Genomic DNA, 25,664 nt, shown 5'->3' on the forward strand with positions numbered 1-25,664 from the left:
GGGGAGGCGGCCGCGCGGGCCGCGGCCAGGGCGGACGCCCCCGCGGAGGTGAAGCGGGACGAGAAGCCGCAGCGGGCGAACGCGTCCGCCGGCCCGAGCCCGGCGTCGTCGGCCGAGGCCGGCCCCGAGCCGACGCCGACCCCCGCCGCGAACGACGCCGGCGCGAACGCCGGCCGGGCCGACGCGTCGGAGCGGGCACCTGCCGCGCCGCTCCGCTTCCCGGCCAAGAGCGCGCAGGCCGCGCGCGAGGCGTCCTGGGACCCGTGCAAGCTGCTGCATCCGGGCGCGCTGGGCTCCTTCGGCACCGCGTCGATCGACAGCGACCGCGGCGAGTTCCAGAAGTGCCACGTCACGGTCGCCGACGGCGAATCCGCCGCTGAGGTCGAGCTGACGATGTTCACCGGCGAGGACCCCGACGGCGACGTCGCGGACCAGCACGACGGCGTGACGGTGTACTCCGCCGAGAGCGACGGCGAGTGCACGCGCGACGTCGTCTTCGGCCCGGAGGACCGGTACACCTTCTCGTTCGAGGCGTCCCACGTCGAGGGTTCCGGCACGGACCTGTGCGACCTGGTGCAATCCGTCGCGGACCGGGCCGTCGCCGACGTCGCCGCGGACGACATCCCGGTCCGGACCGCCGAGCCCTTGCCCGGCTCCGCCATCGGCCGCAGCACCTGCGCTCTGCCGTCCGACGGCGCGCTCCGTACGGCGCTGAACCTCGACGACGTGGTGGGCCCCCGGCGGGAGTTCGCCGAATGGGACTGCATGTGGGACGGCGACGACGGCCGCGACCTACGCCTCCTGTTCCAGCGGGACGAGGGCTACGACCCGGACGACGGCACGAGGTTCTCCGCGTCCGGCCACACCGCGTACGAGCGGGGCGACCACTGGGAGGACGGCTGCCTGGTGGACGTCGTCGCGCAGCGGGGCCCGAGCCCCGAGGGCGACGGTCCCGTGAGCGAGCTGCTGCGCATCCACCTGACGGGGGAGTCCGACCGGGACACGCTGTGCGACGACGCCATGGAGGTGGCCCGCTCGGCGGCGTCGTCCCTCTGACCGGGCGCTCCGGGACGTGTCTCAGCCGGCGCCCGCACCTCCGCCCGCCCGGGGCCACACCACGGTGAAGCGGGCACCGCCGTCGGGGGAGTCGGCGACGGCGACCCGGCCGCCCCGGCGGCGGACGAGCTCGGCGACCAGCGCCAGGCCGAGCCCGGCTCCGCCGGAGGCGCGGGCACGGTCGTCCGAGACCCGGTAGAAGCGGTCGAAGATCTTCGACCGGTGCTCCGGTGGCACGCCCGGGCCGTCGTCGTCGACGAGCACGCGGACGCTCGAGCGGCCCGAGAGCACCGAGACGACCACCCGCGTGCGCGTGTACCGGCAGGCGTTGCGCAGCAGGTTGTCGAGGGCGAGCTCGACCTCGGTGTGCGCGGCGGCGGCCCACGCCTCGCCGGCCATGGCGTTCACCGCGATCGGTACCGGCTGCTCCCCGGCACGCGCGACCGCCGCGCGCACCTCGCCGACCAGGTCCACGTCGTCCGACGGCGGCAGCTCCCCGGCGTCCGACCGCGCCAGCGCGAGCAGGCCGTCGAGCAGCGCCGACAGCCGCTCGGCGTCGGCCAGGACGTCGGCGTGCACCTCCTGCGAGAGCTCCGGATCGGGGTTCGCGACGGCGACCTCCGACTGCACGCGGATGGAGGCCACGGGGGAGCGCAGCTCGTGCGCGGCGTCGCCCGTGAACCGGCGCAGCCGCTCCGCGGTGGCCTCCGACCGGTCGAGCAGCGCGTTGAAGTCGTCGGCCAGGGCGCGCAGCTCACCCGCGGCGGCGTCGGGCACCTCGACGCGGGCGCCGGGTGCGAGCCCGCGCACGGACCGCCGCATCCGGGCGACCGGGCGCAGCGCCGACCCGACGGCGAACCAGATCGCGACTCCCGCCACCACGGTCCCGGCGAGCGCGACGACCAGCAGCCACCGGCCGCCCGCCGCCTCGGCGGCGCTCCGGCCGACGAGCCCTGCCCCGGCCACGACGAGGCGCTGGCTCCCGTCCGGGGCGGTGACGACGGTGCCGTGCCGGCGGACCGGCGGGCGGGGGCCGCCGTTCTCCGTGGGCGGCGGCACGGTGGTGATGGGCGTGCCCGCCTTCAGCGCGCGGACCTGGTCGCGGGACAGGACCGGCGCGGCGCGAGCGTCGCCCCGCGACTTCTCGCCGCCGTCGACCGGGGCGCCGGCCGTGTCGAGGACGCGTACCTCCAGGCCGTCGGGGGCGACGGGCGCCCGGCCCGCGACGACCTCGCGGGCCGCGCCCGTCAGCGCCGCGGCCAGCTCGTCGTCCACGGCGTCCGTCAGCAGCGGCCCGAGGCCCCGGCCGGCGACCGTCGCCAGGCCCAGCAGGCACGCCAGCGTGATCGCCGTGGCGAGGGCCGTGATCCGCAGCCGCAGCGACGTGCCCGCCCAGCGCCGGCCGGCCGCGAGACGGCCCGTACCGCGCCCGCCCGCCGCGCGCCCGCCCGTCCCGGGGCCGCCGGTCCCGCGCCCGCCCGGCGACGCTCCCACTAGCGCGGGTCCCCGAGTTGGTAGCCGTGCCCGCGGACGGTCCGCACCAGACCGTCGGCCCCGGCGGCGGCCAGCTTGCGGCGCAGGTAGCCGATGTACACCTCGACGGCGTTCCGGGTCGCGGCCTGCTCGTCGCCCCACGCCTCGTCCAGCAGCTCCTGCTTGGTCCGCACCGTCCCGGGCCGCGTGGCCAGCGCCTCCAGCAGCGCGTACTCGCGAGGGCTGAGGGGCACCTCGGCGTCGTCGTACCGCACCGTCCGGGTGCCACGGTCGATGGTCAGCGGCCCGAGGCTGATCCGGCCCCGCGTGGTCCCGGTGGCCGCGCGTCGCAGGACGGCACGCAGCTGGGCCACCAGCACCACGAAGGAGAACGGCTTGACCACGTAGCCGTCGGCGCCCAGGTCCAGCCCGTCGGCCTGGTCCACCTCGCCGTCCTTCGCCGAGACGAGCAGCACCGGCGTCGTCACCCGGGCGGACCGCAGCTCCTCGAGCACGCGGTACCCCGACAGCCCCGGGATCATGATATCCAGCAGGATCGCGTCGAACGACCCGGTGCGGGCCAGGCGGAGCGCCGCCGGCCCGTCGGCGGCGACGGTGACGTCCATGCCCTCCGCGCGCAGGCCGCGGTCGAGCGCCTTGCGCACGCCCGCCTCGTCGTCGACGACCAGGATCTGCGGTCTCATGCCAGCCAGCATGCCGTATCCGACCCGCCCCCGAAGCCCGGTTCGGCCGGGCGCGCGGGCGTTCTCAGGGTTGTCTCAGGTGGGGGCGACGTCTCAGGGTGGTCTCAGGTGCGGGGCGGCATCGTTGAGGTGTCGGGGCAGCGACACCGGGACGAGACGAAGGAGCCAGGACATGAGGCCGAGGACGAAGGCATGGGTGGCCGCGGGATCGGGGATCGCCGTCGGGCTGACGGGACTCGCGCTGAGCGCGCTGCCCGCCGGTGCGGACGACGACCCGGTGCTGCCTGAGATCGGCGCCGAGGAACTGGTCACCTCCGCGCTGGAGGCCCGGCCGCCCGCGTTCGACGGCGTGGCCGAGGTGACGAACGAGCTCGGCCTGCCGCCCGTGCCGGGCGCGGAGGCGCTCGACTTCGAGTCCGTGCGCGTCTTCCACGACGGCGCGGAGAGCACACGCGTCCAGATCGAGCGACCGGCGTCCGAGCTCACGTTCGTGACGAACACCGAGGAGGCGTGGGCCTACGACTCGCAGGAGCACGCCGCGAGGCAGCTCACCTGGGACGAGGACGACGCCGCGGCCGCGCGCGACCACGCCGAGGCCGAACTGGCGGACCCGTCGCGGGCGGCGGCCGAGATCATCGAGCGGCTCCGCCCGACCAGTGACATCTTCGTGGACGGCACGGCGAGCGTCGCGGGCCGGGACGCGTACGAGCTCGTGCTGACGCCCAAGCCGTCCGAGAAGACGCTGCTGCGGGAGATCACGGTCGCGATCGACGAGGAGACACGCGCGCCGCTGCGGCTCGAGGTGTTCGCCAACGGCACCACGGACCCCGTCCTCTCCCTCGGCTTCGTCGAGTTCGAGGTCGGCGCGCAGGACGCGGAGCTGTTCGAGTTCACGCCGCCCGAGGGCGCCGAGGTCGAGTCCGCGGAGGCGGACGACGTCGCGGCCGAGGCCGGCAAGCACGGCGGACGCGACGCCGGGGCGCTCGAGGAGCGGACGACGACGATCGGCGACGGCTGGGACACCGTCGTGATCGGCGAGATGCCCGCCGAGGCGAGGTCCGGCGAGGCGGCCGGCCCCGCGCGGGAACTCGGCGAGGAAGCCGGGGCGCTCGGCGAGTTCGGTGGAGGCGACCAGGACCTTGCCGGGATGCTCGAGCAGTTCGGCACGCCGGTGTCCGGCGAGTTCGGCTCCGGGGTGCACGTCGAGATCGCCGTCGGCGGCGCGATCGTCACCGACGACGGCCGGATCGCGGCGGGCGCGGTGCCGCGGCAGGTGCTCGTCGACGCCCTCGACGGCGCGGATCAGCAGTGACGACGGCGCACACCGCCGTGACGGCGGTCCCGGGGGCGGGTAACCCCTCCGGGACCGCCGTCGCGGCGCGTACCCGGGGCCTGCGCAAGGTGTACGGCAGCACGGTCGCCGTGGACGACGTCGACCTGGAGATCCCGGAGGGCGCCGTCGTCGGCATGCTGGGGCCCAACGGCTCCGGCAAGACGACGACCATCCGGATGCTGCTCGGGCTCGTCCAGCCGACCGAGGGGGAGATCGAGCTGCTGGGCGTGCCGGTGCCGCGGGACACCCACCGGGTGCTGCCGCACGTCGGGGCGCTGGTGGAGGGCCCAGGCTTCCACCCGTTCCTGTCCGGCCGGGAGAACCTGCTGCGGTTTGCCGCCGCCGAGCCGCTGCTGGCCGACGGCGAACTGGACGGCGCCGTGTCCGCGGCGCTGGAGCGGGTCGGGCTCGCGCACGCCGCCACGCGGAGGTACCGCGCGTACTCGCTCGGCATGAAGCAGCGCCTGGGCCTCGCCTCGGCGTTGCTCGCGCCGCGCCGCCTCGTCGTCCTCGACGAGCCGACGAACGGCCTCGATCCGGCCGGGACGCAGGAGGTCCGCCGGATCATCGCGGAGCTGCACGCGCGCGGCGTGACGGTGCTCGTGTCGTCGCACCTCCTGGCGGAGGTCGAGGCCACCTGCACCCACGTCGTCGTGCTGAACCAAGGCGTCGTCGTCGCGCAGGGCGCGCTGGACGACCTGCTGGAGTCCGGCAGCCCCACGCTGCTCGTGTCCACGCCCGACGGCGCCCGCGCGGTGGACGCCCTGCGCACGGGCCGCATCCCCGCGCGGCTCGCGCCCGACGGCGTCCGCGTGGACATCGCGACGACGACGTCCGCGACGGTGATCGAGACACTGGTCCGCGCCGGCATCGGCGTCGACGAGGCCCGGCGGGAACGCACGGGCCTGGAGGAGGCGTTCGCCAGGCTGACGCACGACGTGGGAGACCTCGTCGGCGCGCTGGACGGCGACGAGGCGGAGGAGACGCGATGACCATTGGAGAGCCGAGGACCGCGCCGCGGACCGGGCCGGCCGACGCCGCGGTGCCGGACGCCCGGCGCCGCGTCCCGCTGATCCGCCTGCTGCGGGCCGAGGTGCGGTGGATCTTCCGGCGTCCGCGGACGCTCGTCGTCCTGGCGCTGCTCGCCGTGCTCCCGGTGATCACCGGGGTAGCCGTCGACCTCACGCTGGACGGACCGGTCACCTCGGCCGAGACGGGTCCCGGCCCCGGCCCCGGCGGCGGGCCGCCGATCTTCGTCACGATGGCCACCAGCGCGTTCGTGCTGCCCCTGGGGTCGCTGATGACGCTGCTCATGATGCTGCTGCCGCTGACGGTCGCGATGGCGAGCGGGGACGCGCTGGCCGGCGAGCAGTCGCACGGCGCGCTGCGCGGCTGGCTGCTCGCCCCCGTGTCCCGCGGGCGCCTGCTGGCCGTGAAGGCGGCGGGCGTGCTCGTCGTCGCGTTCGTCGCGGCCCTGCTCGTGGTCGTGTCCGGCCTGGCGACGGGACTGGTCCTGGCCGGGACCGACCGTCTGGTGTCGATGTCGGGGACGGAGCTGTCGGTCGCGGACGTGCTGTGGCGGCTCGCCGTCGCCGTGGCCTGGGCCACGGTCTACCTGATGGCCGTCGGCGCCGTCGCGCTGGCGATCTCGGCCTCCACCGAGCATCCGATGCTGGTCGTGGTGAGCGTGCTCGGCGGGCTGATCGTCTTCGGGGTGCTGATGCAGTTCTCCGCGCTGGACTGGCTGCACCCGTACCTGCTGCCGACGTCGGTGACGGGCCTGGTCGACCTGATCCGTGACCCGGTGCCGTTCGACGCCCTGGCCGAGGGCACGATCCGCGCCCTCAGCTACCTCGTCATCGGCCTGTCCCTGGCCTACGCCCGCCTCACGACCCGCGACGGCTGACCCCGTGTCGGGTGAGCGCCGGGTGCTGCTCCACCACGGACATCACGGCCCAGGCAGGAAGGTCGACGTCGAGGTCCAGCGTCCCCGACGGCGAGGCCGTGAGTTCTTCGCGCCGGAGCGCGTCGGCCTCGGCGCGCAGGCGCGCGGTCTCCTCCCGGGTCAGGTTGAGCGGCGAGCCCAGCCGGTGCCACGTCTCCGCCACGTTCCCGTGCTCCAGGTCGAGGACCTCGACGAGGAACCGGGCGCCCGGCCTCAGTCCCTCGACGCGGTGCCGGATCCGGCGCGCCGGGCCGACATCGGCCAGCGGGCGGGTCGCGGCGTAGGTGTCCCGCGACCCCACGGAGGCGCGGCCCATCTCCTCGGGGTAGTTGAGGAAGAGCCCGGCCAGCTCGCCGGTGGCGCCGGAGCGCGTCAGCACGCCGTGCGGCGTCGACAGCAGGAGCCGGTCTTCGAGGCGGGCGAGCATCGCCATCGCGTGGAAGGTCGGCTTGTGGATGCCCTGTTCGTTGACGAGGCCGAAGCCCCCGTGGAACGGCCCGATGCCGGCGCCGCCCTCCTCGAACACGTCCGTGAACGTCCAGTAGGAGATCGAGTCGGCGAGCTCGGCGCACCGCAGGTAGGCCCGCGCGATGTAGGTCGCGGCATAGACCGTGTCGTGCATCGCGTCGCGGCTCGACGGCGAGGTCGACCACTCAGTGATGTGGATCGCCGCCCCCGGGAACGGGCTGGCGGCGATCACCTCGTGGAGCGCGACGAGGTCGTCGGGCGTGGCGTCGGCGTACCGGCTGATGGCGTGCCCCTCGCCGTCGGCGCCGAAGGCGTAGTCGGTCGGGTACAGGTGGGTGGTGACGAAGTCGACGGGGGCGTCGTGGGCCGCGCACCAGTCGAGGAACTCCTCGATCCATACGGGACGCCAGACCAGCGCGTCGACGTCCTCGGCCGCGGCTGTCGCGTACTCCTGCGTGCGGTCCTCGGTCTCGCCCCGGTACCGGTCGTCGGGCACGAACACGCTGGTCGACGGCCCGCCGACCTGGAGCCCGGGATCGATCGCCTTGATCGCCCGCGCCGTCGCGCCGTACAGCTCGAAGTACTCGGTGCGGGTCCCCGTCCAGAAGTGGGGCACCAGGTTCGGCTCGTTCCACACCTCGAACGGCCAGCGGCGCACCTCCTCGACGCCGTACCGGTCGATCCAGTGCCGCACCGTGGTGGTCACGAGCTCCACCCACCGGTCCAGGTCGGCGGGCGGGCTGCCGTGCGCCTTCCACCAGAAGACGGTCTCCGTGTCCCTGGCGAGTTCCCGCGGCATGAAGCCCAGCTCGACGAACGGCCGCGCCCCGGCGTCCAGGACGGCGTCGAACACCTTGTCGACGTAGGAGAACGTGTGGACGGGCTCCGGCAGCGGCTCCCCGGGGCCGAAGCCGCCGCCGTTCGTCGTGCGGTAGACGAACATGTCGTCGTGGAACACGCCGTGGAAGCGGACGTAGCGGGCGCCGAGGACGGCGACGGCCTCGCGGAGGTGCTCCTGCCAGTCCGCCCGGAGCGCCTCGTGCGCGCGGCCCGCCCCGACGCACTCGTTCCAGATGTGCCGTAGCGGGCGTTCGGCGGGTTCGGCGCCGTCGATCCGCAGGATGGTGGACGACGGCGCGCCGTCGCCGGGCGGGCCGCCGGCCCACGCGGCGTCGTCGGACATCGTGTTCATGGTCATCCCTTCACGAGCCGGAGCCCGGCGGTGACGTAGGAGTGCGGCGGCAGCTCCACGAGCAGTCCGCGCGGGTGCTCGCGCACGCCGTCGAACGGGACGGGAGCGACGGCCGACGGCGCGTCGGGCGTGTTGTGCGACCGGAGGTCGGGCGCGGTGAGGATCCGTGCTCCGCCCGGCTCGGCGATGCGTCCGCGCAGGTCGAGCACCACCTCTCGGGGTTCGCTCGCGTCCAGGTTGCTCAGCGAGACGAGGGCGCCGTCGTCCCTGGTGGACGCCGTGACGGAGACGAGGGGAAGGGCGCGTCCGTCCGCCTCTCGCGTCGGGACGTCGCGCAGGTGGACGTCCAGCGACGCGGCGTCGTGGTGGCCGGTGTTCATCTCGAACACGTGATACGTGGGCGTGCGGACCAGCGCGCCGGAGTCCGGGTCGGTGAGGAGCATCGCCTGGAGGACGTTGACCGTCTGGGCGATGTTCGCCATGACCACGCGGTCCGCGTGCCGGTGGAACGCGTCGAGATGGGTGCTCGCCACCAGGGCGTCGCGCAGCGTGTTCTGCTGGTACAGGAATCCCGGGTTCGTCCCCGGCTCCACGTTCCACCAGGTGCCCCACTCGTCGACGACGAGGCCCACCTTGCGGTGCGGGTCGTAGCGGTCCATCACGGTGCCGTGCCGGGTGAGGAACTCCTCCATCCGCGACGCGCGGGACAGCGCGACGTACCACTCGTCCTCGGTGAAGCGGGTCGCCTCGCCCTTGTCCGCCCACGAACCGGTCATGGTGTAGTAGTGCAGGGACAGCGCCTGGAAGGGGCGGGCGGGTGCCCCGGGGTCGGCGGCCAGGTCGTCGAACGACCGCATCATGGTCTCGGTCCAGTCGTACTGGTCGTCGTGGGGACCCACCGCGATGCGGTAGACGGAGTTGTCGCCCTGGTCGCGCACGAACGTCGAGTAGTGGCGGGCCAGGGAGGCGTACTGCTCGGCCCGCATGTTGCCGCCGCAGCCCCAGGTCTCGTTGCCGATGCCCCAGAACGGCACGCGCCACGGCTCGTCCCGGCCGTTCGCCCGGCGCAGCGCGGCCATGGGGGAGTCGTCGGCCCGGGTGAGGTACTCGACCCACTCGGACATCTCCTGGACGGAGCCCGAACCGACGTTCCCCGACACGTACGGTTCGGCGCCCAGCAGCTCGCACAGGTCGAGGAACTCGTGCGTGCCGAAGGCGTTGTCCTCGACGACGTCGCCCCAGTGGCTGTTCACGATCCGTGGCCGCTGGTCCCGCGGCCCGACGCCGTCGCGCCAGTGGTACGTGTCGCCGAAGCAGCCACCGGGCCAGCGCAGGTTCGGGATCCGCAGAGCGCGCAGCGCCTCCACGACGTCGCGCCGGATGCCCCGGACGTGCGGCACCTCCGCGTCCTCGCCGACCCAGAACCCGCCGTAGATGCAGCGGCCCAGATGTTCGGCGAAGTGCCCGTACACGTGACGGGAGATGACCGGGCCGGGCAGGTCCAGGTTGATGATCGCTGTGGTGGTCATGTCGCCTTTCCGGTACGACGGCGTCCCTGCCGTCCTCGAACTACGGTGTCCGCGAGATCTGTCGGCCAGATTTATCGTTAAATCTCCGTGGCAGGAGTCGACCACCGTGGTGCGGCTCCGTCAAGTCGGCGGTGCCGGATCGTCACCGTTTCGTGACCGGCCGGGGATGCGGGTGCGCGATGCGGTCCGCGGGCTGGCAGAGTGACCCGTCGTGGAGAGGAGACGAATGGTCACGATGAGCGACGTGGCACGGGCGGCCGGCGTCTCGGTGATGACCGTGTCGAACGTGCTCAACGGGCGGTCGAACGTGGGCGCCGACACGCGGCTGCGCGTGCTCGAGGTGGTCGAGGAGCTCGGGTACGAGATCAACCTGACCGCCCGGCGTCTGAGGTCGGGGCGGACCGGCACGATCGGCCTGATCGTGCCGCAGTTCGACCTGCACTACTACGGCGAGCTCGCGTCACGGATCTCGGAGGCGCTGGCGCCCGAGGGGATGCACCTCGTCGTCGAGCAGTCCGGCGCGAGCCGCGAGCGGGAGCTCTCCGCGCTCTCGCTCGCCCGGCTCCAGCAGTACGACGGCGTCCTGCTGAGCGCCGTCGGCCTCGACATGGCCGACCTCGACCGCATTCATCCCGACGTGCCGATCGTCCTGCTCGGCGAGCAGGCCGTACCCGAGCGGTACCACCGCGTCCGGATGAGCAACGTCGCCGGGGCGCGGCTCGCCACCGAGCACCTGATCGACCGTGGCGCCCGGCGGGTCGCGGTGCTCGGGGGAAAGCTGTCCGCGGCGCACCCCGAGATGGCGACGTACCGCGCCGACGGCTGGTCCCGGGCGCTGGAGGAGGCGGGCCTGCCTCCCGATCCCGGGCTCGTGATCCCGCTGCGCACCTACTCGATCGCCGAGGCGCGCGGCGCGATCGCCGACGCCCTTGCCGGCGGGACCGAGATCGACGGCATCTTCGCGGTGACCGACGAGGTCGCGATCGGCGCCCTCGCCGGGCTGCACGACGCCGGGCTGCGCGTGCCCGATGACGTCCAGCTGGCGGGCTTCGACAACCTGGGCATCTCCGAGCACCTCGTGCCGGGTCTGACGACGATCGATCCCGACCACGCCGCGATGGTGACCGCCGCCCTACGGCTCCTGCGCCGGCAGCTGGAGGACCGGACGGCCGAGCCGGAGCACGTCGTCAGCGACGTGCGTCTCATCGTCCGTGGCACCACGCGCGCCCACGGCGACTCGGTGCCGTCGGCCTGACGCGGCCGAACGGCTGCCGCGGGCACGCGGGGTGTCCAGGCGCGCGGCCTCGCCGGAGCCGTCCGACATGTGGTATAGATCACACTGCGGATCGATCGGGTCGGAGGGTGAAAACGTTGTACCGAACGCGGCGGGTGGCGCCCTCCCACGGTCTGGCGACGTGTCGTCTCCCGGCGTGTCGCACGCCACGCGCGCGGCGTGTCCCCGCGCGCCACGGTGCGTGGCGGGTGAAGGTGTAGTGAACGTGAATACTCTCGGCCCGGGGCGTGTTGGCACGCTCGTGCCCGGCGGGGCAGGATCGTCCGGGGCACGCGGCCCCGGCGACGACATGTCCCGCGGCACCGGCCGGGTCCGCCGGACGGCCGGCCATCGACTGCCCATCGACGACAAGGCGACGACGAGGACATGAACGACCTTCTCTACGTGAACGGCGGGAACCCGCTGAACGGTTCCATCACGGTGCGCGGCGCCAAGAACTTCGTCTCGAAGTCCATGGTCGCCTCGCTGCTGGGCGACACCCCGAGCGTGCTGCGCAACGTGCCGCAGATCCGTGACGTCAAGGTGGTCTCCGGCCTCCTGGAGCTGCACGGTGTCGCCGTGAAGTACGACCCCGACGCGGGCATCCTCGACCTCGACCCCTCGAACGTCGAGTCCGCGCACGTCGCCGACATCGACGCGCACGCCGGCGCCAGCCGCATCCCGATCCTCTTCTGCGGCCCCCTCCTGCACCGGCTGGGTGAGGCGTTCATCCCCGACCTGGGCGGCTGCCGCATCGGCGACCGGCCGATCGACTACCACCTGGACATCCTTCGCCAGTTCGGCGCCGTCGTCGACAAGCGTCCCAACGGCATCCACCTGCGCGCTCCCCGCCGGCTGCAGGGCACCAAGATCTCGCTGCCCTACCCGAGCGTCGGCGCCACGGAGCAGCTCCTGCTCACGGCGGTCCGCGCCGAGGGCGTCACCGAGCTGTCCGGCGCCGCGATCGAGCCCGAGATCATGGACCTCATTGCCGTGCTGCAGAAGATGGGCGCCATCATCTCGGTCGACACCGACCGCGTGATCCGCATCGAGGGGGTCGACCGGCTCGAGGGGTACAACCACACGGCCCTCGCGGACCGCATCGAGGCGGCGTCGTGGGCCTCGGCCGCGCTCGCGACCGGCGGCGACATCACCGTCAAGGGTGCGACACAGCCCGAGATGATGACCTTCCTCAACACGTTCCGGAAGGTCGGCGGACGCTTCGACGTGCAGGACGACGGCATCCGGTTCTGGCACCCCGGCGGCGACCTGAACTCGATAGTGCTCGAGACCGACGTGCACCCCGGCTTCATGACGGACTGGCAGCAGCCGCTCGTCGTCGCCCTCACCCAGGCCAAGGGCCTGTCGATCGTGCACGAGACGGTCTACGAGAACCGCTTCGGCTTCACCGAGGCGGTGCGCAAGATGGGCGCCACCATCCAGGTCTACAAGGAGTGCCTGGGCGGCGGCGCGTGCCGGTTCGGCGCACGGAACTTCCACCACTCCGCCGTGATCTCCGGCCCGACGCCGCTCGCCGCGGCGGACATCGAGGTGCCGGACCTGCGCGGCGGGTTCAGCCACCTCATCGCGGCGCTCGCCGCGAAGGGGCAGTCCACGGTCCGCGGCATCCGCCTGATCGACCGCGGCTACGAGAACTTCCAGGACAAGCTCGTCGCCCTGGGCGCGGACGTCTCCCGCGACTGAGGTCCGGCCGCCCGGTGCCGGCCGAGGCGGTACGACGACGCCGGCCCGCGCCGAGGACGCGGTTCCCGTCCCGGGCACGAGCCTTCCGCCGTCACCACCCGGGCGACGCACGGAAACGTCGTGCCCGGGACGGGAACCGCGTCCTGGCGGCGCGGCCTCGGCCCGGAGCCCCGGCGGGTATTGTTTCGCCGTGCCTCACACTCGTCCCCGATCCCGTCCGCCGCAGACCCGTGCGTACCGATTCGTCGCGTTCTGCGTGCGACACCTCGGCTTCAGCCTGTGGAAGTACGACTGGCGAGGGCAGGAGAACTTCCCGACCAAGGGCGGGTTCATCGCGGCGGCCAACCACGTCACCGAGATCGACCCCCTGCCGCTGGCGCACTTCGTCTACGACAGCGGCTACGAACCCCGGATCCTCGCCAAGCGCTCCCTGTTCGACTCGCCGGTCGGGTTCGCGCTCAGGTGGACGAACATGATCCCGGTGGACCGCGGCACCAAGTCCTCCGCGCAGTCCCTCGCCGACGCCGGCAAGCTGCTCGGCGACGGCGCCGCCGTCGTCATCCTCCCGGAGGGCACCCTCACCCGGGACCCCGACCTGTGGCCGATGGTCGCCAAGACCGGCATGGCCCGCATGGCGCTCGCCTCGAAGCTGCCCGTCGTCCCGATCGCCCAGTGGGGCGCCCACAAGACGCTCCCCAGGTACGGCCGCGTCCCCAGCCTGTTCCCGCGGAAGAAGGTCGTCATCTCGGTCGGCGAACCGGTGGACCTCTCCGACCTCTACGACAAGCCGCTCGACAGCGCCGTCCTGGCGGAGGCGACGGAACGGGTCATGGACGCCATCACCGGCCAGCTCGCCGAGATCCGTGGCGAGGAACCCCCGAAGCACCGCTTCGACCTGCGCAAGCACCCCGAGTACAACGCCAAGCGGACCGACTACCCGCCCGTGGAGCGCCCGTGAGCGGCGAGCCGACGCGCGTCGCCGTTCTCGGCTCCGGTGCCTGGGGCACCGCGTTCGCCATGGTGCTGGCCGACGCCGGATGCGACGTCGTCCTCTGGGGCCGCGACCCCGAGGTGGCGCGCTCCGTCACCGAGGACCACGCGAACCCCAAGCGACTGCCCGGCGTCGCGCTGCCGCCGATGCGCGCCACCACCGACGCCACCGAGGCGCTCGCGGGCGCCGCCATCGTGGTGGCCGCGATCCCGTCCCAGGTGGCGCGGACCACGCTCGCGCCGATGAAGGATCTGCTCGCGCCCGACGCCGTGGTCGTGTCCCTGATGAAGGGCGTCGAGCTCGCCACCGACAAGCGGATGAGCGAGGTCGTCGCCGAGGCCCTCGACATCCCGGCCGCGCGGGTCGCCGTCGTGTCCGGCCCGAACCTGGCCCGCGAGATCGCCGAACGCCAGGTCGCCGCCAGCGTCGTGGCCGCACCGGACGAGGCGACCGCCCGGTTCGTCGCGGACGCCTGCTCCGCCCCCTACTTCCGGCCCTACACGAACGACGACGTCGTGGGCGTGGAGCTGTGCGGCGCGGTGAAGAACATCATCGCGCTCGCGGTGGGCATGGCGCAGGGCCGTGGCTTCGGCTGGAACACCACGGCCACGCTCATCACCCGCGGTCTCGTGGAGATCACGCGCCTGGGGATGGCGCTCGGGGCGCGCCCCGAGACGTTCTCGGGGCTTGCCGGCATGGGGGACCTGGTCGCGACGTGCGCGTCCCCCCTGAGCCGGAACCACACCCTGGGCAAGCACCTCGGCCAGGGCATGTCCCTGGACGAGGCGATCGAGGCCACCGGTGGCACGGCCGAGGGGGTCAAGTCGTCGACGTCGGTCCTCGACCTCGCGCGCACCCACGGCGTGGACATGCCGATCACGGAGGGTGTCGTCGGCGTGATCTCGGGCAAGCTGCCGATCGACGAGCTCGGCGCGGTGCTCCTGTCCCGCCCCCTCAAGTCGGAAAGCGTCTGAGGCGCCGCCACCGAGCGCTGAGCCCGGCGGCTCCGGACAACACTGTCAGTGCTGGACGTCCAGGACGACGCGGACCGGGTCCGTGAGGAGGAAGACGCGGAAGGGGCGCTCCGCCTCGTCGACACCGACGAAGGCCGTGCTGTAGCCCTCGAACCAGGTGCGGTACACGATCTCCTCGACGGCTTCGGCGTTCTCCGGCCGGATCGGCGTGCGGTCGGCGTCCGGTACCCCGGAGTCCGTGGGCGCCGCGGTGCCCGAGATCCTCACCTGGAGGATCGCGTCGCCCGTGACGTCCACGGGGTGGCCGCTGCCGTCGTCGAGGGCCTCGGGGACGTACCGGACGTCCCAGCCGGGCGTGCCCGGGCCGATGCCGTCCAGGTCGAAGACCACGCGGTCGAACCCGGGGTGGACGCCGGTCCGGATGTCCGTCACCGTCAGGAACGTGTCGCCGGTGCCCGTCGGCCCGGCGAGGTCGGGGCTGGTGTCGGCGGTGAACGGTGGCGCGGTGGTGGGCGGCGCGCCACCGCCGTCGCCGTCGTCCCCGGTGCCGCCGTCGTCCCCGGTGCCGCCGTCGTCCCCGGTGCCGCCGTCGTCCCCGGTGCCGCCGTCGTCTCCCTCGCCTGCCCCGGCGCCGTCGTCCTCGTCGCCGGCCCCCGTGCCGTCGTCCGTCGGGGACGGGGCGCTCGTCGCGCCGTCGGTCGCGAAGGTCTCCAGCGGGACGCCGTCCAGGTCGTCGCTCCGGGTGCAGCCCGCGGCCGCGAGGGCCACGACCACCGGCAGGACGAGGGCGGCCGCGAGGCTCCGGCGCAGGGTCATACTCCCAGCGTATCGGGCCGCAGGGCTCTGTCCAGGTCGGCCCAGAGATCCTCGACGTCCTCGATCCCCACGCTCAGGCGCAGCAGGTCCTCGGGCACCGTCGCGGACTCCGTGCCCCATCGCCGTCGTCGCTCGATCAACGACTCGACCCCGCCCAGCGACGTGGCCGGGACCCACAGCCGGCACCGGGCGACGACCGCGTCCGCCGTCGCGGCGGGACCGGTGCCCGGATCCGTCACCGTCCGCACGCCGACGATCGCCCCGGGGAGGTCCATCTGGGCCGACGCCCGCTCGTGTCCCGGGTCGCCCGGCAGCGACGGGTGCCGCACCTCCGCCACGCCCGGGTGCTCGGCGAGACGCCGGGCGAGTTCGGCCGCGTTCGCGCACGCCCGCTCGAACCGCAGCGGGAGGGTGCGCAGGCCGCGCAGCGCCAGCCAGGTCTCGAACGGCCCGGCGATCGCGCCGTGGAGCGTGCGGTGCCCGCGGACCCGTTCGGCCAGGCCGGCGTCGCTGGTCAGCACCGCGCCCAGGACCAGGTCCGAGTGCCCGGCGAGGTACTTGGTCACCGAGTGCACCACCAGATCCGCCCCGAGCGCGAGCGGGCGCTGCCCGAGCGGGGTCGCGAACGTGTTGTCCACGGCGGTGCGCACGCCACGCTCGCGGGCGGCCGCGATCAGCGCCGGCAGGTCAGCGACCTCCAGCATCGGGTTGGTCGGTGACTCGATCAGCAGCAGGTCGGCCCCGTCCAGTGCCGCGACGACGGCGTCCGTGTCCGCGATGTCGACCCGCCGCACCGTGACGCCGTGCCGGTCCGCGAGGTCGGCCGCGTACGCGCCGGTGGTCTGGTAGGCGTGGCACGGGAGCACCAGGATCCCGCCGCTGGGCACGAGCGCCAGCACCGCCGCGATCGCGGCCATCCCGGAGGAGAACACGATCCCGCGCTCCGCGGCGCCCTCCAGGGCCGCCAGGGCATCCTCGAAGGCGTGCCACGCGTCGGTGTCCGCCCGCGCGTACGCGAGCTCGCCGGGCGGGACCTCGCCCTGGGAGACGTAGGTGCTGTTCAGCGGGATCGGCGGGTTCACCGGCCCGCCCTGCCGGTGGCCGGGCCGCCCGGCGTGCACGGCGAGGGTCGCGGGGGCCAGGTCGGGACGTGGATGGTTCATGCCGCGAGCGTACGACGGCGGCCGCCCGCGGCCGGGCGTCAGGCGCGGAAGGCGGGTGCCAGCACCGCGACGAGGCGGGACCAGCTCGGCGCCGCCGCGTACCGCGTCAGCCGCTCGCCCGTGGTCGCCGCGGTGCGGGCGCCCGCGAACCACGGCGGCTTCGGGAAGAGCGAGAACTCCCCGCCCGCCACGGAGCGCGGGAACTCCCGGAACGGCCCGGTCACGACGGTGCGCTCCGGCCCGGCCAGCAGGTGGCCGTTGTGCACGACGCCGATCCCGCTGCCGACGTCCTCCAGGGTGTTGCCCGGGAATGCGCCCCACGTGGCGCCGGCCAGGTTGAAGCCGACGGCGGTCCAGGCGTTGACGCCGATCGTGCCGTAGCGCAGGTCGGCGAGGGCCTCGTCGAACGCCGCTCCCATCGCCTTCCGGGCGGCCGGGTCGACGACGACGTTCGCACCGAGCGTGCCCTCCAGCCGCTCGTTGGCGAACGACACCGCGGCGCGGAGGAACTCCGCCCCGGCGCCCGGGAGCTGCCTCCAGGCGAGCACGGGCGCGAAGTACTCCGTGTCGCACGCGGGGTCGTCGCCCGTGGACTCCAGCAGCACGCGGCCGTTGATCGTCTCCGCGCCCGCGTGGGCGGCCACGGCGTCGCGGATGCGGTCGGCCGAGCCCGGGTACCAGGGCTCGCGCGCGGGGAGCCGCTCGAACGCGCGGCGCAGCTCGGCGAGGAAGGCGTCCTTCTGCGGCCAGTCGGCGCTCAGCACCACCATCTGGCCGGCGATGCAGTTGTGGCCCGCGTTGTGCAGCCGCATCGTGGCGACGTGCTCGGCCTGGAAGCGCAGGTCGGCGTCGGACCACCGGCCGGGGACCACGATGATCGGCGAGACGCCGCCGAGCTCGCTGGTGATCGGGACGGCGAGGCGGGGGTCGTGCTCGGCCCGCCGGCGTGCCGCCTCGTCGCCGCGGCCCCAGACGATGGTGTCGTGGGTGGCCCGGGAGCCGGTGATGTGCACCTTGTCGACGTCGTCGTGCCCGGTCAGGTAGGCGCCGACGGCGCCGTCGCCGTTCACCACGCGGACCGCGCCGATGCGGATCAGCGGCGCGAGCGCCTTCTCGTAGACGCCGAGCAGGCCGGCGAAGGTCGGGTTGAGCTTCACGAGCGACGTGCGGCCCGCCGCCACGAGTTCGTAGAACGCGTCGAGCGGCGCGATCGAGGAGATGTTGCCGGCGCCGAGCACGAGGCCGACGCCGCCGCTGGTGCCCACCGTGCCGGCGTCGAGCCCTGCCTCGCGGCGCACCTGCTCGGGGGAGACGCCGGGCGGCAGCCACGCCTCGGCGGAGAACCCGTGGAACAGGACCCATTCCTGGGCCGTGCGCGGCAGCACCCGCACGGCGGTGCGGCCGCCGGGCGCGGCACGCATGGGGAGCCCGTCGACCGGGGACCGGCCCCGCGCCATCGCCTCGTACGCGCGGGCGTAGGCGGCGGACGACTCCAGCGCGACGTACGGGCCGCTCATCCACTCCTCCCCGGCCAGTACCGAGCCGTCCGGGATGTTCTTGGCGCGCGCCGCGGTCTCGGCCCATTCCCGCGCGACGCCGGCGACGGCGTCGAACACCTCGCGGAACACCTGGGCGCGGTCCGGGACGGGGAGGGCGGCCCAGCGGTCGGCGCCGGCGCGCAGGTCACGTAGCGCCTGGTCGAGCTCGGGGTGGGTGGGTGGTGCGTCGGTCACGGCCATCGCTGCGGTCTCCTTCGACTGCTGCATCTGTTGAAGTCGGAGTCAGTTGTCCCTGGGGGTGATTGTGCCCCGTTCCGCGGGGTAGGCGCCAGGGCCAGTCGTGGGATGCCGCCACCGGTGGCGCGAATGCCAAGGTCCGTTCGTCGGCGACGCCGGGCTGGTCGTGGGGCCGGTCGCCGGACCGGTCGGAGTATGCCCGGGCGGTATGCGGTCCGCCCGTAGGAACGGTCGTGGTATGCCGAGGCGGCATGCGGTTCGCCCGCCGTCGGGTAGTGTCGGGGCCGATGTCGAACCGCAGCCATGCCCAGCACTCCGCGCCCGAGCCCGCCGGGGCCGCACCCGATCCCGGCCGCCGGCCGCGGGTCGTGGTGCTGTTCGGCGGGCGCTCCGGGGAGCACGGCATCTCCGTCGCCACCGCGGGCGGCGTCCTGGGCGCCATCGACCGCGACAGGTACGACGTCGTGCCGGTCGGCATCACCCAGGACGGTCAGTGGGTCGTAGCCGACGACGACGCCGGTCGCTGGGCCATCACCGACGGCAAGGTCCCCGAGGTGCCCGCCGCCCCCGGCGAGGTCGTGCTCCCGCTGCGCGCGGGGTCGCGCGACGTGCGCGTGATCGAGGCGGGCCGGGTACCGTCCGTGCTCGGCGAGGTCGACGTCGTCTTCCCCCTGCTGCACGGGCCGTACGGCGAGGACGGCACGGTCCAGGGGCTCCTGGAGCTGGCCGACGTGCGGTACGTCGGGTCCGGCGTCCTGGCCTCCGCGGTCGGCATGGACAAGCACTTCATGAAGATGGTGTTCGCCGGCCACGGGCTGCCGATCGGCCGGTACACCGTGATCCGCCCGGGGGAGTGGGACGCCCGCCGGGAGGAGGTCCTGTCCGAGGTGGCCGCGCTCGGCCTGCCGCTGTTCGTGAAGCCGGCGCGGGCCGGCTCGTCGCTCGGCGTCTCGCGCGTGGACTCCCTCGACGCGATGGACGCGGCCGTGCGGGCGGCGGTCGAGCACGACCCGAAGGTGATGGTCGAGGCCGGTCTCGAGGGCCGCGAGATCGAGTGCGCCGTGCTGGGCGGCCGCGCCGGGGCACGTCCGCGCGCGTCCCTGCCGGGCGAGATCGCGGTGACGGCCGGCGACCACGACTTCTACGACTTCGAGGCCAAGTACCTTGCCGAGGCCGACGTCGAGCTGTCGTGCCCCGCGAACCTGCCAGATCATGTGATCAAGGAGATCCAGGAGGTCGCGATCCGCGCCTTCGAGGCGGTCGGCGCGGAGGGGCTGGCGCGGGTCGACGTGTTCGTCGGCGCGGACGAGCGCGTCGTCGTCAACGAGATCAACACCATGCCGGGGTTCACGCCCTTCTCCATGTACCCGAGGATGTGGGCCGCTTCCGGCATCCCGTACCCGGAGCTGATCGACGAGCTGATCCAGCTCGCGCTCGAACGTCCCGTCGGCCTGCGCTGACCTGCGCGTCGGTAGTGACCATCTCCGGATTCACCCTTTACTCCTGATTGCCTGGATGGCACCCTTACTGAGGTTGTCGTCGCAGGTCAAGGGGGTCCGGGATGGTCGTGGTGAGCCGCGTCGCGCCGGACGTCTTCCGTTGCTCCGGCACGCACGTGAACTGGTACCTGCTGCGGGAGGGCAGGCACCTGACCCTGATCGACGCCGGGTGGGCCGGGGACACGGCCGCCGTCGTCGCCTCCGTGGTGGCGATCGGGTGCGACCCGCGGGACGTGCGGGCCATCGTGATCACGCACGCCCACGCCGACCACATCGGTGGCGCGCTGCACTACCGCCGCGAGTACGGCACGCCCGTGCACATGTCCGCGGCCGACGCCGGGCGCGCGGCGAGCGGTGAGCTCGAGCAGCCGAGAGCGTCCGACGTCGTGCGCCGGCTCGGCGAACCGGGCGTCGTGCGGTGGGCGCTCGACGTGGCGCGGGCCGGGGCGCTGCGCCGCCGTCCGCTGCCCGGTGCGATCCCGCTGCCCGACGGCGATTCCTGGGAACCGCTCGACCTGCCCGGAGCGCCCGTACCTGTCGCGACACCCGGCCACACGTCGGGGTCGACCTCCTACATGCTGCCCGGGGGCCTGCTGGCCACGGGCGACGCCCTGATCACCGCCCATCCCCTGGCGCGGCTCACCGGGCCGCAGCTGCCCCCGGCGTTCTTCGCACACGACCCGGCCGCCGCCGACGCGTCGCTCGACGTGCTCGCCGGACTGGACGCGGACGTCGTGCTCCCCGGGCACGGCCCGGTCTGGCGGGGATCGATGGGCGAGGCGACGCGGATCGCGAGATGGCGAGCGGACGGCGTGGGCTCGAGCCTGCGCCACGGAGCGAGAAAGGCGGGACCTTGGCAGCGTTCTGGAAGCTCGAAGGGCTGAAGGAGACCACGTGGACGCCGCGGGTCCACCGCGGCATCCTCACCGTCAGCGGAATCATGTTCCCCCTGGGGAACCTGGAGCGGGCGAGGATCCACCGGATCGGCAAGCCACGCCGCCGGATGCCCGGTGGCTGGCCCGGGCAGGCGGCCGGCGTCGTCCTGCTGGTCGCGCTGGCCTGGGCGTGCTTCCTGCTGTTCGGTGTGCTGGAGCCGCTGTTCTGGGTGGGCCCCGCACTGCTCGTGGTCGCGGCGGGTGCGCTCCTCGCCTACGGCATGCGCGGCGCGCCCTGCCCGCCGTTCGCGTGCCTGGAGATCGAGTCGAGCACGGGCTACGTGGTGCGGGTCTTCTCGCTCAACAAGAACGGCGAGCTGGAGCGGCTGCGCGACGCCGTCGGCCACGGCCACCACGACAAGGAGCACGAGTTCTCGGAGGAGATGAGGCTGCTCACGAACGCCCAGGACTTCTGCGACCTGGGCGGTGCGCCGGACAAGGTCGATGTCGTGCGGTGAGCTCCCCGGGCGGACGACACCGTCGTCGGCCCGGGGTCGTCGTCCCGGAACGCGGCGCCTACCCCCCGAAGTGGTCCCAGCCGGACGCCACCACCGGCCGGCGCCCGCCGATCGTGACGCGCGGCGCGGCCTTGCCGGGCGGATGCACCCGGCCGATCCGGGTCCATCCCTCCGGCAGCGCGACGTCCTCCGGGAAGGTCGCCAGGAGCCCGTGGTCCTCGCCGCCGGCCCAGATCCACTGGTTCATGAGGCGGTTGGCGGCCTCCGCCTGTCCGATGTCGCCGACGAGGTCTCCGGCACCGCCCGCGCGCAGGGCTGCCTGGGCGACGACGAGCGCGGCGTCGGACAGGGCGCGCCGGTCGTCGGCGAACGCGTCCTCCTCCAGGTCCAGCCGCACGTCGGACGCCAGGGCGATCCGCCCGGCGTCGCGCAGCAGTCCGTCCGACACGTCGAGCATCGCGGTGGCACCCGCCCGGGCGGCGAGGCGGCCCGCCTCCAGCGGCGGGTCGGGCCGCAGGTAGGCCCGGACGAGGGGATGCTGGTGCGTCGGGCGGATCAGGCCGGAGTCGAGCAGCGCCAGCCCGGCGGCCGACCAGCCGCGCGTCCCCGCGTGGGCGACGACGTCGCCCGGCCGGGCGCCCGCGCGCAGCACGGGCTGGCGCCAGTCCAGGGTCCCGTGCACGGTCACGTTCACGATGATCGTCTCGCCGCTCGCCAGGTCGCCGCCGACGACGCCCGCACGCACCGGCTTGCACGCCTCGGCGAGCCCCCGGGCCAGATCCTCGACCCAGTCCACCGGCGTGTCGCCGGGGATGACGAGGGAGATGACGAGCGCCGTCGGCCGACCGCCCATCGCCGCGATGTCGGCGAAGTTCTGCGCGGCGGCCCGGTGCCCGACGTCGGCCCCGGACGACCAGCGCGTGCGGAAGTGCCGGTTCTCGACGAGGACGTCGGAGGAGACGAGGAACCGTCCGTCGGACGCGGCCACGATCGCGGCGTCGTCACCCGGTCCGACCTGCGTCGATCCACCGACGGGCAGGAGAGGAAAGATGCGCCGCAGCAGTTCGTCCTCGTTCGCGTCACGCACCCGCTCGGTCACGGGGACCACCCTATATAACGCGGCGCCCCGTCCTGACCAGGTACGTCGTCCGCGGACGCCGGGACCCGGTGCCAGGACGCGCCGGGACAGGAATTCACCTTCTCGTCGGCCGGAACGGGCTGGAACCAGGTACGGTGTCGGCGTGATCTCACGCCGAAGGGCACCACTGATCGCGGCGCTGCCGGCGACGGCCGCCGTGATCGCCACCGCCGCCTGCGCCCCCACGATCGGCGTCGACGCGGCACCCGAGGCCGCCGACCCGGAGTGCGCGTCGGTGGTTCTGGCCCTGCCCGAGGCGCTGGCCGAGGATCTGCCCCGGATCGACACCAACTCCCAGGCCACCGCGGCCTGGGGCGAGCCCGGCGCCGCCGTGACGCTGCGCTGCGGCGTGGAGCCCCCCGGGCCGTCGGCGCAGTGCCAGAGCGTGGAGAGCGCGAACGGGACGACGATCGACTGGATCGTCGCCACGGACGACCAGGGAACCTGGTCGTTCACGACCTACGGGCGCGACCCCGCGGTCGAGGTCGTGGTGCCGCCGGCGGTCATGGAGGACCACACGTCATCGTTCGTCATCGACCTCGCCGGTGCCGTGTCGCTGGTCGAACCAGAGAGGACATGTCAGTGACCACCACGAACACGACGGCCGACAGCCCGGTCCTGAGCGGGCGCCATGCCGAGGCCCGGCGCCAGGCCGTGAGAGCGGCCCGCGAGATCATGGCCTCGGGCGGTACCCGCCACGTCACGATCGCGGCGGTGGCGAAGGCGCTCAGGTTCACCTCGCCCGCCCTCTACCGGTACTTCCCCGGCGGGCGCGTCGAGCTGCTGCGGGCCGTGCACCACACGGTCACGGAGAGCCTGGCCGCGGAGATGATCGTGGCGCGGGACCGGCAGCCCGCCGACGACGTGAGCGCGCAGCTCTACGCCCTCACCCACACGGTGTTCTCCTGGTCCCAGGCGCATCCGGGCGAGTTCTCGCTGATCATGGGGCCGGACTTCCACGAGGTCCGGGAGGGCGCCGAGCAGACCGACCGCGACATCGCCGGGATCATCGGCGGCGCGTACGTGCCGGCGTTCGCCCTGCATCTCGAGCAGTCCACGACGTCGACGTGGCTCCCGCGGGACGACGAGGTCCCCGACGAGTTGCGCGACCAGGTCATCGAGCACTCCCGTACGATCGCGCCCGGCCTGGACGTGCCGCTGGGGCTCGGCTACCTGTGGATCGTCGCCTGGCGTAGCTTCTTCGGCGTGATGTGCATGGCGGCCTTCGGGCACCTGTCGTTCGCCTACGGCGACTTCGAGGAGCTGTTCGACGACATGATGACCCAGGTGCTGGGGCTGTTCGGGCTGGAGCCGAGCGACCGCGTCGTGGCGGCCGGGGGGGCCTGAACGTCGCCCTCGGGCCTGGCCGGCTCGGGGCCGGTGGCGCAGCCTCAGCGCCGGTAGCGCAGCTGGGTCATCGGCTTGCCGCCGATCTCGTCGATGCGCTCGGTGCCGTCGGGCGCGAACCCGTGGCGGCGGTAGAAGTGCTGGGCGCGCTCGTTCTCCTCGAGGATCCACAGGGTCACCGACGCGCCACTCGGGACGTCACCGAGCACCTGCCGCATCAGGTCCCGGGCGACGCCGCTGCCCCACGCCCGCGGGTGGAGATAGATCGCGTAGATCTCGAGGTCGCCGTCCTCGGCGTCCTCGTCACGCGACGGGCCGACGCTCGTGAACCCGACCGTGCTCCCGCCGGTCTCCGCGACCAGGATGCGGGTGCCCTCGGCGGCCACCGCGTCACGCCACAGGGCGGCGCGGTCCTCCGGGTCGAGCGAGGACAGGTAGGAACCGGGGAGGATCTCCGAGTACGCGCCCTGCCAGGATGCGATGTCGACACGGGCGATGTCGTCGGCGTCATCGGCCCTTGCGGGGCGGATGGACACCTCGTCGAGCTGAGGAGCCATGACCTCACCTTTTCACCGTCGGGATCGTGCGTGCAACAAGCGCCGTGCGACAAGCCGGGGGACGACGTCCAGCCACAGCCTATGCGGAGATCCGGCGGCGCGGTGACGGGGACGCGGTGACGAAGGTGCGGCGGCACGGCCCGCTGTGCGGCGGCCGCGCGGCGTTGCGCGCGACGGCGGCACGGCCCGCTACGCGACGACCGTGCGGCGCTGCATGCGACCACACGACGGATGGTCCGGCCGCCGTGTCCGCCGAGCATCGTGTCCGCCGAGCCGGAACCGCGGACAGCGACGCCCGCCCGCGGCCGGAACCGCGGGCGGGCGTCGCTGGAACGATGCTGGGCGTCAGGCCGAGACGCGGCGCTGCACCTTGCCGGCCTTGAGGCACGAGGTGCAGACGTTGACGCGCTTCGGGGTGCCGTTCACCACGGCACGCACGCGCTGGATGTTCGGGTTCCAGCGGCGCTTGGTCCGCACGTGGGAGTGCGAGACGTTGTGCCCGAAGCCCGGGCCCTTGCCGCAGACGTCGCAGTTGGCAGCCACGGTGTCTCCTGAGTGTCGTGCACGTCCGTGCACACGAGCAGGACGTGGTGAGTGGTCGTTGAAGGGATCTGCCCTCCGGCCGCCGATCCGGTACTCCGGAACCGCAGATCGCCGTCGGACAACCACAAGAGCGTACCCGATCCGTACTTCCGCGCTCAAACCGTACCCGTGTGCGGCGGCCGGGGATGCGTCACATCGCGGCGGCGCGCCGCGGCCGTGTGGCCCGGTCGTGCGGCCCGGCTGTGGACGACTCCGGATGACTCCGCGCCACGGACGCCCGCGCCGGTACGGTGGATGCCGGGCGGGAGCGCCGCCGACCCGTGGCATCGGGCCGGGGCGACGAGGACCAGCAGGCCGCCCCGGCGGAACGTGAGGAGACGGCGGATGAGCGCGGCGGACCGGACCGAGTGGGGGCAGGAGTGACGGTGACGGAGATCGACGCGGGTCTCGTGCGCAGGTGGGTCCGCGGTGCGACGGACGCGCTGCGGCGCGAACGGGCCGCCCTGGACCGGGTCAACGTCTTCCCCGTGGCGGATGCCGACACCGGCACCAACATGTACCTCACGATCCGCGAGAGCGACCGGGCCGTCCGCGCGGCGCCCGACGACGCGGCCGGCGTCGACCTGCTCGCCACCGCCGCGCGCGCCGCGCTGCTCGGCGCGCGCGGGAACTCCGGCGTCATCCTCTCCGAATGGCTGCGCGGCACCGCGCTGGAGGCCCGCCGCGGCACCACCGCCGCGACGATCCTCGAGGAGGCCGCACGCTCCGCGCGCGCGGCCGTGGCCAGCCCCGCGGACGGGACCATTCTCACCACCGCCGACGCCGCCGCG

23 protein-coding genes and 1 pseudogene are annotated in these 25,664 nt (G+C 73.8%); 14 read left to right on the forward strand and 10 right to left on the reverse strand.

Annotation, left to right across the window (positions count from 1 at the left end):
- Positions 1–1,056: pseudogene (locus IIE03_RS20675) on the forward strand (hypothetical protein); the annotation flags it as partial.
- Between the two features lie 21 nt (positions 1,057–1,077).
- On the opposite strand, the gene IIE03_RS26915 reads toward IIE03_RS20675, so the two are convergent.
- Positions 1,078–2,550, reverse strand: coding sequence for a sensor histidine kinase (locus tag IIE03_RS26915; protein ID WP_192864655.1), 1,473 nt, complete (start codon positions 2,548–2,550; stop codon positions 1,078–1,080).
- Complete coding sequence (locus IIE03_RS20685) at positions 2,550–3,233, reverse strand: response regulator transcription factor (RefSeq protein WP_225998098.1); 684 nt, start codon at positions 3,231–3,233, stop codon at positions 2,550–2,552. Before IIE03_RS20685 ends, IIE03_RS26915 begins: the two co-directional genes overlap by 1 nt.
- A gap of 172 nt (positions 3,234–3,405) precedes the next feature.
- On the opposite strand from IIE03_RS20685, the gene IIE03_RS20690 reads away from it, so the two are divergent.
- Genes IIE03_RS20690 through IIE03_RS20700 form a run of 3 tightly spaced genes read left to right on the forward strand, consistent with a single transcriptional unit; the run spans position 3,406 to position 6,472 of the window.
- Positions 3,406–4,545, forward strand: coding sequence for a LolA family protein (locus tag IIE03_RS20690; RefSeq protein ID WP_192864657.1), 1,140 nt, complete (start codon positions 3,406–3,408; stop codon positions 4,543–4,545).
- Positions 4,542–5,558 (forward strand): ABC transporter ATP-binding protein, encoded by a 1,017-nt coding sequence (locus IIE03_RS20695; RefSeq protein ID WP_192864658.1) that lies wholly within the window; start codon positions 4,542–4,544, stop codon positions 5,556–5,558. Before IIE03_RS20690 ends, IIE03_RS20695 begins: the two co-directional genes overlap by 4 nt.
- A complete protein-coding gene (locus IIE03_RS20700; protein ID WP_192864659.1) occupies positions 5,555–6,472 on the forward strand; it encodes an ABC transporter permease in 918 nt (305 codons plus the stop codon). Before IIE03_RS20695 ends, IIE03_RS20700 begins: the two co-directional genes overlap by 4 nt.
- On the opposite strand, the gene IIE03_RS20705 is transcribed toward IIE03_RS20700, so the two are convergent.
- Together IIE03_RS20705 and IIE03_RS20710 are read right to left on the reverse strand one after the other, a co-directional pair.
- Positions 6,453–8,171, reverse strand: coding sequence for a GH39 family glycosyl hydrolase (locus tag IIE03_RS20705; RefSeq protein WP_225998099.1), 1,719 nt, complete (start codon positions 8,169–8,171; stop codon positions 6,453–6,455). The two genes, IIE03_RS20700 and IIE03_RS20705, sit on opposite strands and share 20 nt — an antisense overlap.
- Positions 8,172–8,173: 2 nt before the next feature.
- Entirely contained in the window at positions 8,174–9,700 is a 1,527-nt protein-coding gene (locus IIE03_RS20710; RefSeq protein ID WP_192864660.1) for an alpha-N-arabinofuranosidase, read from the reverse strand.
- Positions 9,701–9,935: 235 nt separating this feature from the next.
- On the opposite strand from IIE03_RS20710, the gene IIE03_RS20715 reads away from it, so the two are divergent.
- From IIE03_RS20715 to IIE03_RS20730, 4 genes are all read left to right on the forward strand, one after another.
- A complete protein-coding gene (locus tag IIE03_RS20715) occupies positions 9,936–10,955 on the forward strand; it encodes a LacI family DNA-binding transcriptional regulator (protein ID WP_226888070.1) in 1,020 nt (339 codons plus the stop codon).
- 405 nt (positions 10,956–11,360) lie between these two features.
- Entirely contained in the window at positions 11,361–12,677 is a 1,317-nt protein-coding gene (gene murA / locus IIE03_RS20720; protein ID WP_192864662.1) for a UDP-N-acetylglucosamine 1-carboxyvinyltransferase, read from the forward strand.
- A 190-nt stretch (positions 12,678–12,867) separates the two neighbouring features.
- Positions 12,868–13,635 (forward strand): lysophospholipid acyltransferase family protein, encoded by a 768-nt coding sequence (locus IIE03_RS20725; RefSeq protein ID WP_192864663.1) that lies wholly within the window; start codon positions 12,868–12,870, stop codon positions 13,633–13,635.
- Positions 13,632–14,642, forward strand: a complete 1,011-nt coding sequence (locus IIE03_RS20730) for an NAD(P)H-dependent glycerol-3-phosphate dehydrogenase (RefSeq protein ID WP_192864664.1) — start codon at positions 13,632–13,634, stop codon at positions 14,640–14,642. The genes IIE03_RS20725 and IIE03_RS20730 overlap by 4 nt, the downstream gene beginning before the upstream one ends.
- 45 nt (positions 14,643–14,687) lie before the next feature.
- Here IIE03_RS20730 and IIE03_RS20735 read toward each other — a convergent pair whose 3' ends face one another.
- The 3 genes from IIE03_RS20735 to IIE03_RS20745 are packed head-to-tail and all read right to left on the reverse strand — an operon-like array spanning position 14,688 to position 18,387.
- A complete protein-coding gene (locus tag IIE03_RS20735) occupies positions 14,688–15,458 on the reverse strand; it encodes an AMIN-like domain-containing (lipo)protein (RefSeq protein ID WP_192864665.1) in 771 nt (256 codons plus the stop codon).
- Entirely contained in the window at positions 15,455–16,621 is a 1,167-nt protein-coding gene (locus IIE03_RS20740; RefSeq protein WP_192864666.1) for a trans-sulfuration enzyme family protein, read from the reverse strand. The genes IIE03_RS20735 and IIE03_RS20740 overlap by 4 nt, the downstream gene beginning before the upstream one ends.
- Before the next feature lie 38 nt (positions 16,622–16,659).
- Positions 16,660–18,387, reverse strand: coding sequence for an aldehyde dehydrogenase family protein (locus tag IIE03_RS20745; RefSeq protein WP_225998100.1), 1,728 nt, complete (start codon positions 18,385–18,387; stop codon positions 16,660–16,662).
- 257 nt (positions 18,388–18,644) lie between these two features.
- On the opposite strand from IIE03_RS20745, the gene IIE03_RS20750 reads away from it, so the two are divergent.
- The 3 genes from IIE03_RS20750 to IIE03_RS20760 all read left to right on the forward strand — a co-directional run bounded on the left by IIE03_RS20750 (position 18,645) and on the right by IIE03_RS20760 (position 21,249).
- Positions 18,645–19,817, forward strand: a complete 1,173-nt coding sequence (locus tag IIE03_RS20750; RefSeq protein ID WP_192864667.1) for a D-alanine--D-alanine ligase family protein — start codon at positions 18,645–18,647, stop codon at positions 19,815–19,817.
- 101 nt (positions 19,818–19,918) lie between these two features.
- A complete protein-coding gene (locus tag IIE03_RS20755) occupies positions 19,919–20,740 on the forward strand; it encodes an MBL fold metallo-hydrolase (protein ID WP_192864668.1) in 822 nt (273 codons plus the stop codon).
- On the forward strand, positions 20,710–21,249 hold the full coding sequence (locus IIE03_RS20760) for a DUF6232 family protein (protein WP_192864669.1): 540 nt from the start codon (positions 20,710–20,712) through the stop codon (positions 21,247–21,249). Before IIE03_RS20755 ends, IIE03_RS20760 begins: the two co-directional genes overlap by 31 nt.
- Before the next feature lie 58 nt (positions 21,250–21,307).
- Here IIE03_RS20760 and IIE03_RS20765 read toward each other — a convergent pair whose 3' ends face one another.
- The gene (locus tag IIE03_RS20765; RefSeq protein ID WP_192864670.1) at positions 21,308–22,348 is read right to left on the reverse strand and encodes a thiamine-phosphate kinase; all 1,041 of its coding nucleotides are present in this window, start codon (positions 22,346–22,348) and stop codon (positions 21,308–21,310) included.
- 142 nt (positions 22,349–22,490) lie between these two features.
- On the opposite strand from IIE03_RS20765, the gene IIE03_RS20770 reads away from it, so the two are divergent.
- Together IIE03_RS20770 and IIE03_RS20775 are read left to right on the forward strand one after the other, a co-directional pair.
- On the forward strand, positions 22,491–22,973 hold the full coding sequence (locus tag IIE03_RS20770) for a DUF3515 family protein (RefSeq protein WP_318843105.1): 483 nt from the start codon (positions 22,491–22,493) through the stop codon (positions 22,971–22,973).
- Positions 22,970–23,734, forward strand: coding sequence for a TetR/AcrR family transcriptional regulator (locus tag IIE03_RS20775; protein ID WP_192864672.1), 765 nt, complete (start codon positions 22,970–22,972; stop codon positions 23,732–23,734). Before IIE03_RS20770 ends, IIE03_RS20775 begins: the two co-directional genes overlap by 4 nt.
- Positions 23,735–23,778: 44 nt before the next feature.
- Here the strand turns inward: IIE03_RS20775 and IIE03_RS20780 are convergent, their stop codons facing one another.
- Together IIE03_RS20780 and rpmB are read right to left on the reverse strand one after the other, a co-directional pair.
- Complete coding sequence (locus IIE03_RS20780; RefSeq protein WP_192864673.1) at positions 23,779–24,291, reverse strand: GNAT family N-acetyltransferase; 513 nt, start codon at positions 24,289–24,291, stop codon at positions 23,779–23,781.
- Positions 24,292–24,636: 345 nt separating this feature from the next.
- On the reverse strand, positions 24,637–24,834 hold the full coding sequence (gene rpmB, locus IIE03_RS20785; protein WP_192864674.1) for a 50S ribosomal protein L28: 198 nt from the start codon (positions 24,832–24,834) through the stop codon (positions 24,637–24,639).
- Between the two features lie 425 nt (positions 24,835–25,259).
- Between rpmB and IIE03_RS20790 the strand changes: the two genes are divergently transcribed.
- Positions 25,260–25,664: DAK2 domain-containing protein (locus IIE03_RS20790; protein WP_318843106.1), on the forward strand; the 405-nt coding region annotated here is incomplete at its 3' end.

The sequence above is a fragment of the Myceligenerans pegani genome (assembly GCF_014892515.1).
Lineage (GTDB): Bacteria > Actinomycetota > Actinomycetes > Actinomycetales > Cellulomonadaceae > Myceligenerans > Myceligenerans pegani.

What these genes read in the sequence shown, in the direction of transcription:
- IIE03_RS20685 (WP_225998098.1), bottom strand. Translation starts at nt 3,233, where the DNA reads ATGAGACCGCAGATCCTGGTCGTCGACGACGAGGCGGGCGTGCGCAAG.
- IIE03_RS20690 (WP_192864657.1), top strand. Translation starts at nt 3,406, where the DNA reads ATGAGGCCGAGGACGAAGGCATGGGTGGCCGCGGGATCGGGGATCGCC.
- IIE03_RS20700 (WP_192864659.1), top strand. Translation starts at nt 5,555, where the DNA reads ATGACCATTGGAGAGCCGAGGACCGCGCCGCGGACCGGGCCGGCCGAC.
- IIE03_RS20705 (WP_225998099.1), bottom strand. Translation starts at nt 8,171, where the DNA reads ATGAACACGATGTCCGACGACGCCGCGTGGGCCGGCGGCCCGCCCGGC.
- IIE03_RS20710 (WP_192864660.1), bottom strand. Translation starts at nt 9,700, where the DNA reads ATGACCACCACAGCGATCATCAACCTGGACCTGCCCGGCCCGGTCATC.
- IIE03_RS20715 (WP_226888070.1), top strand. Translation starts at nt 9,936, where the DNA reads ATGAGCGACGTGGCACGGGCGGCCGGCGTCTCGGTGATGACCGTGTCG.
- murA (WP_192864662.1), top strand. Translation starts at nt 11,361, where the DNA reads ATGAACGACCTTCTCTACGTGAACGGCGGGAACCCGCTGAACGGTTCC.
- IIE03_RS20735 (WP_192864665.1), bottom strand. Translation starts at nt 15,458, where the DNA reads ATGACCCTGCGCCGGAGCCTCGCGGCCGCCCTCGTCCTGCCGGTGGTC.
- IIE03_RS20740 (WP_192864666.1), bottom strand. Translation starts at nt 16,621, where the DNA reads ATGAACCATCCACGTCCCGACCTGGCCCCCGCGACCCTCGCCGTGCAC.
- IIE03_RS20745 (WP_225998100.1), bottom strand. Translation starts at nt 18,387, where the DNA reads ATGCAGCAGTCGAAGGAGACCGCAGCGATGGCCGTGACCGACGCACCA.
- IIE03_RS20750 (WP_192864667.1), top strand. Translation starts at nt 18,645, where the DNA reads ATGTCGAACCGCAGCCATGCCCAGCACTCCGCGCCCGAGCCCGCCGGG.
- IIE03_RS20755 (WP_192864668.1), top strand. Translation starts at nt 19,919, where the DNA reads ATGGTCGTGGTGAGCCGCGTCGCGCCGGACGTCTTCCGTTGCTCCGGC.
- IIE03_RS20780 (WP_192864673.1), bottom strand. Translation starts at nt 24,291, where the DNA reads ATGGCTCCTCAGCTCGACGAGGTGTCCATCCGCCCCGCAAGGGCCGAT.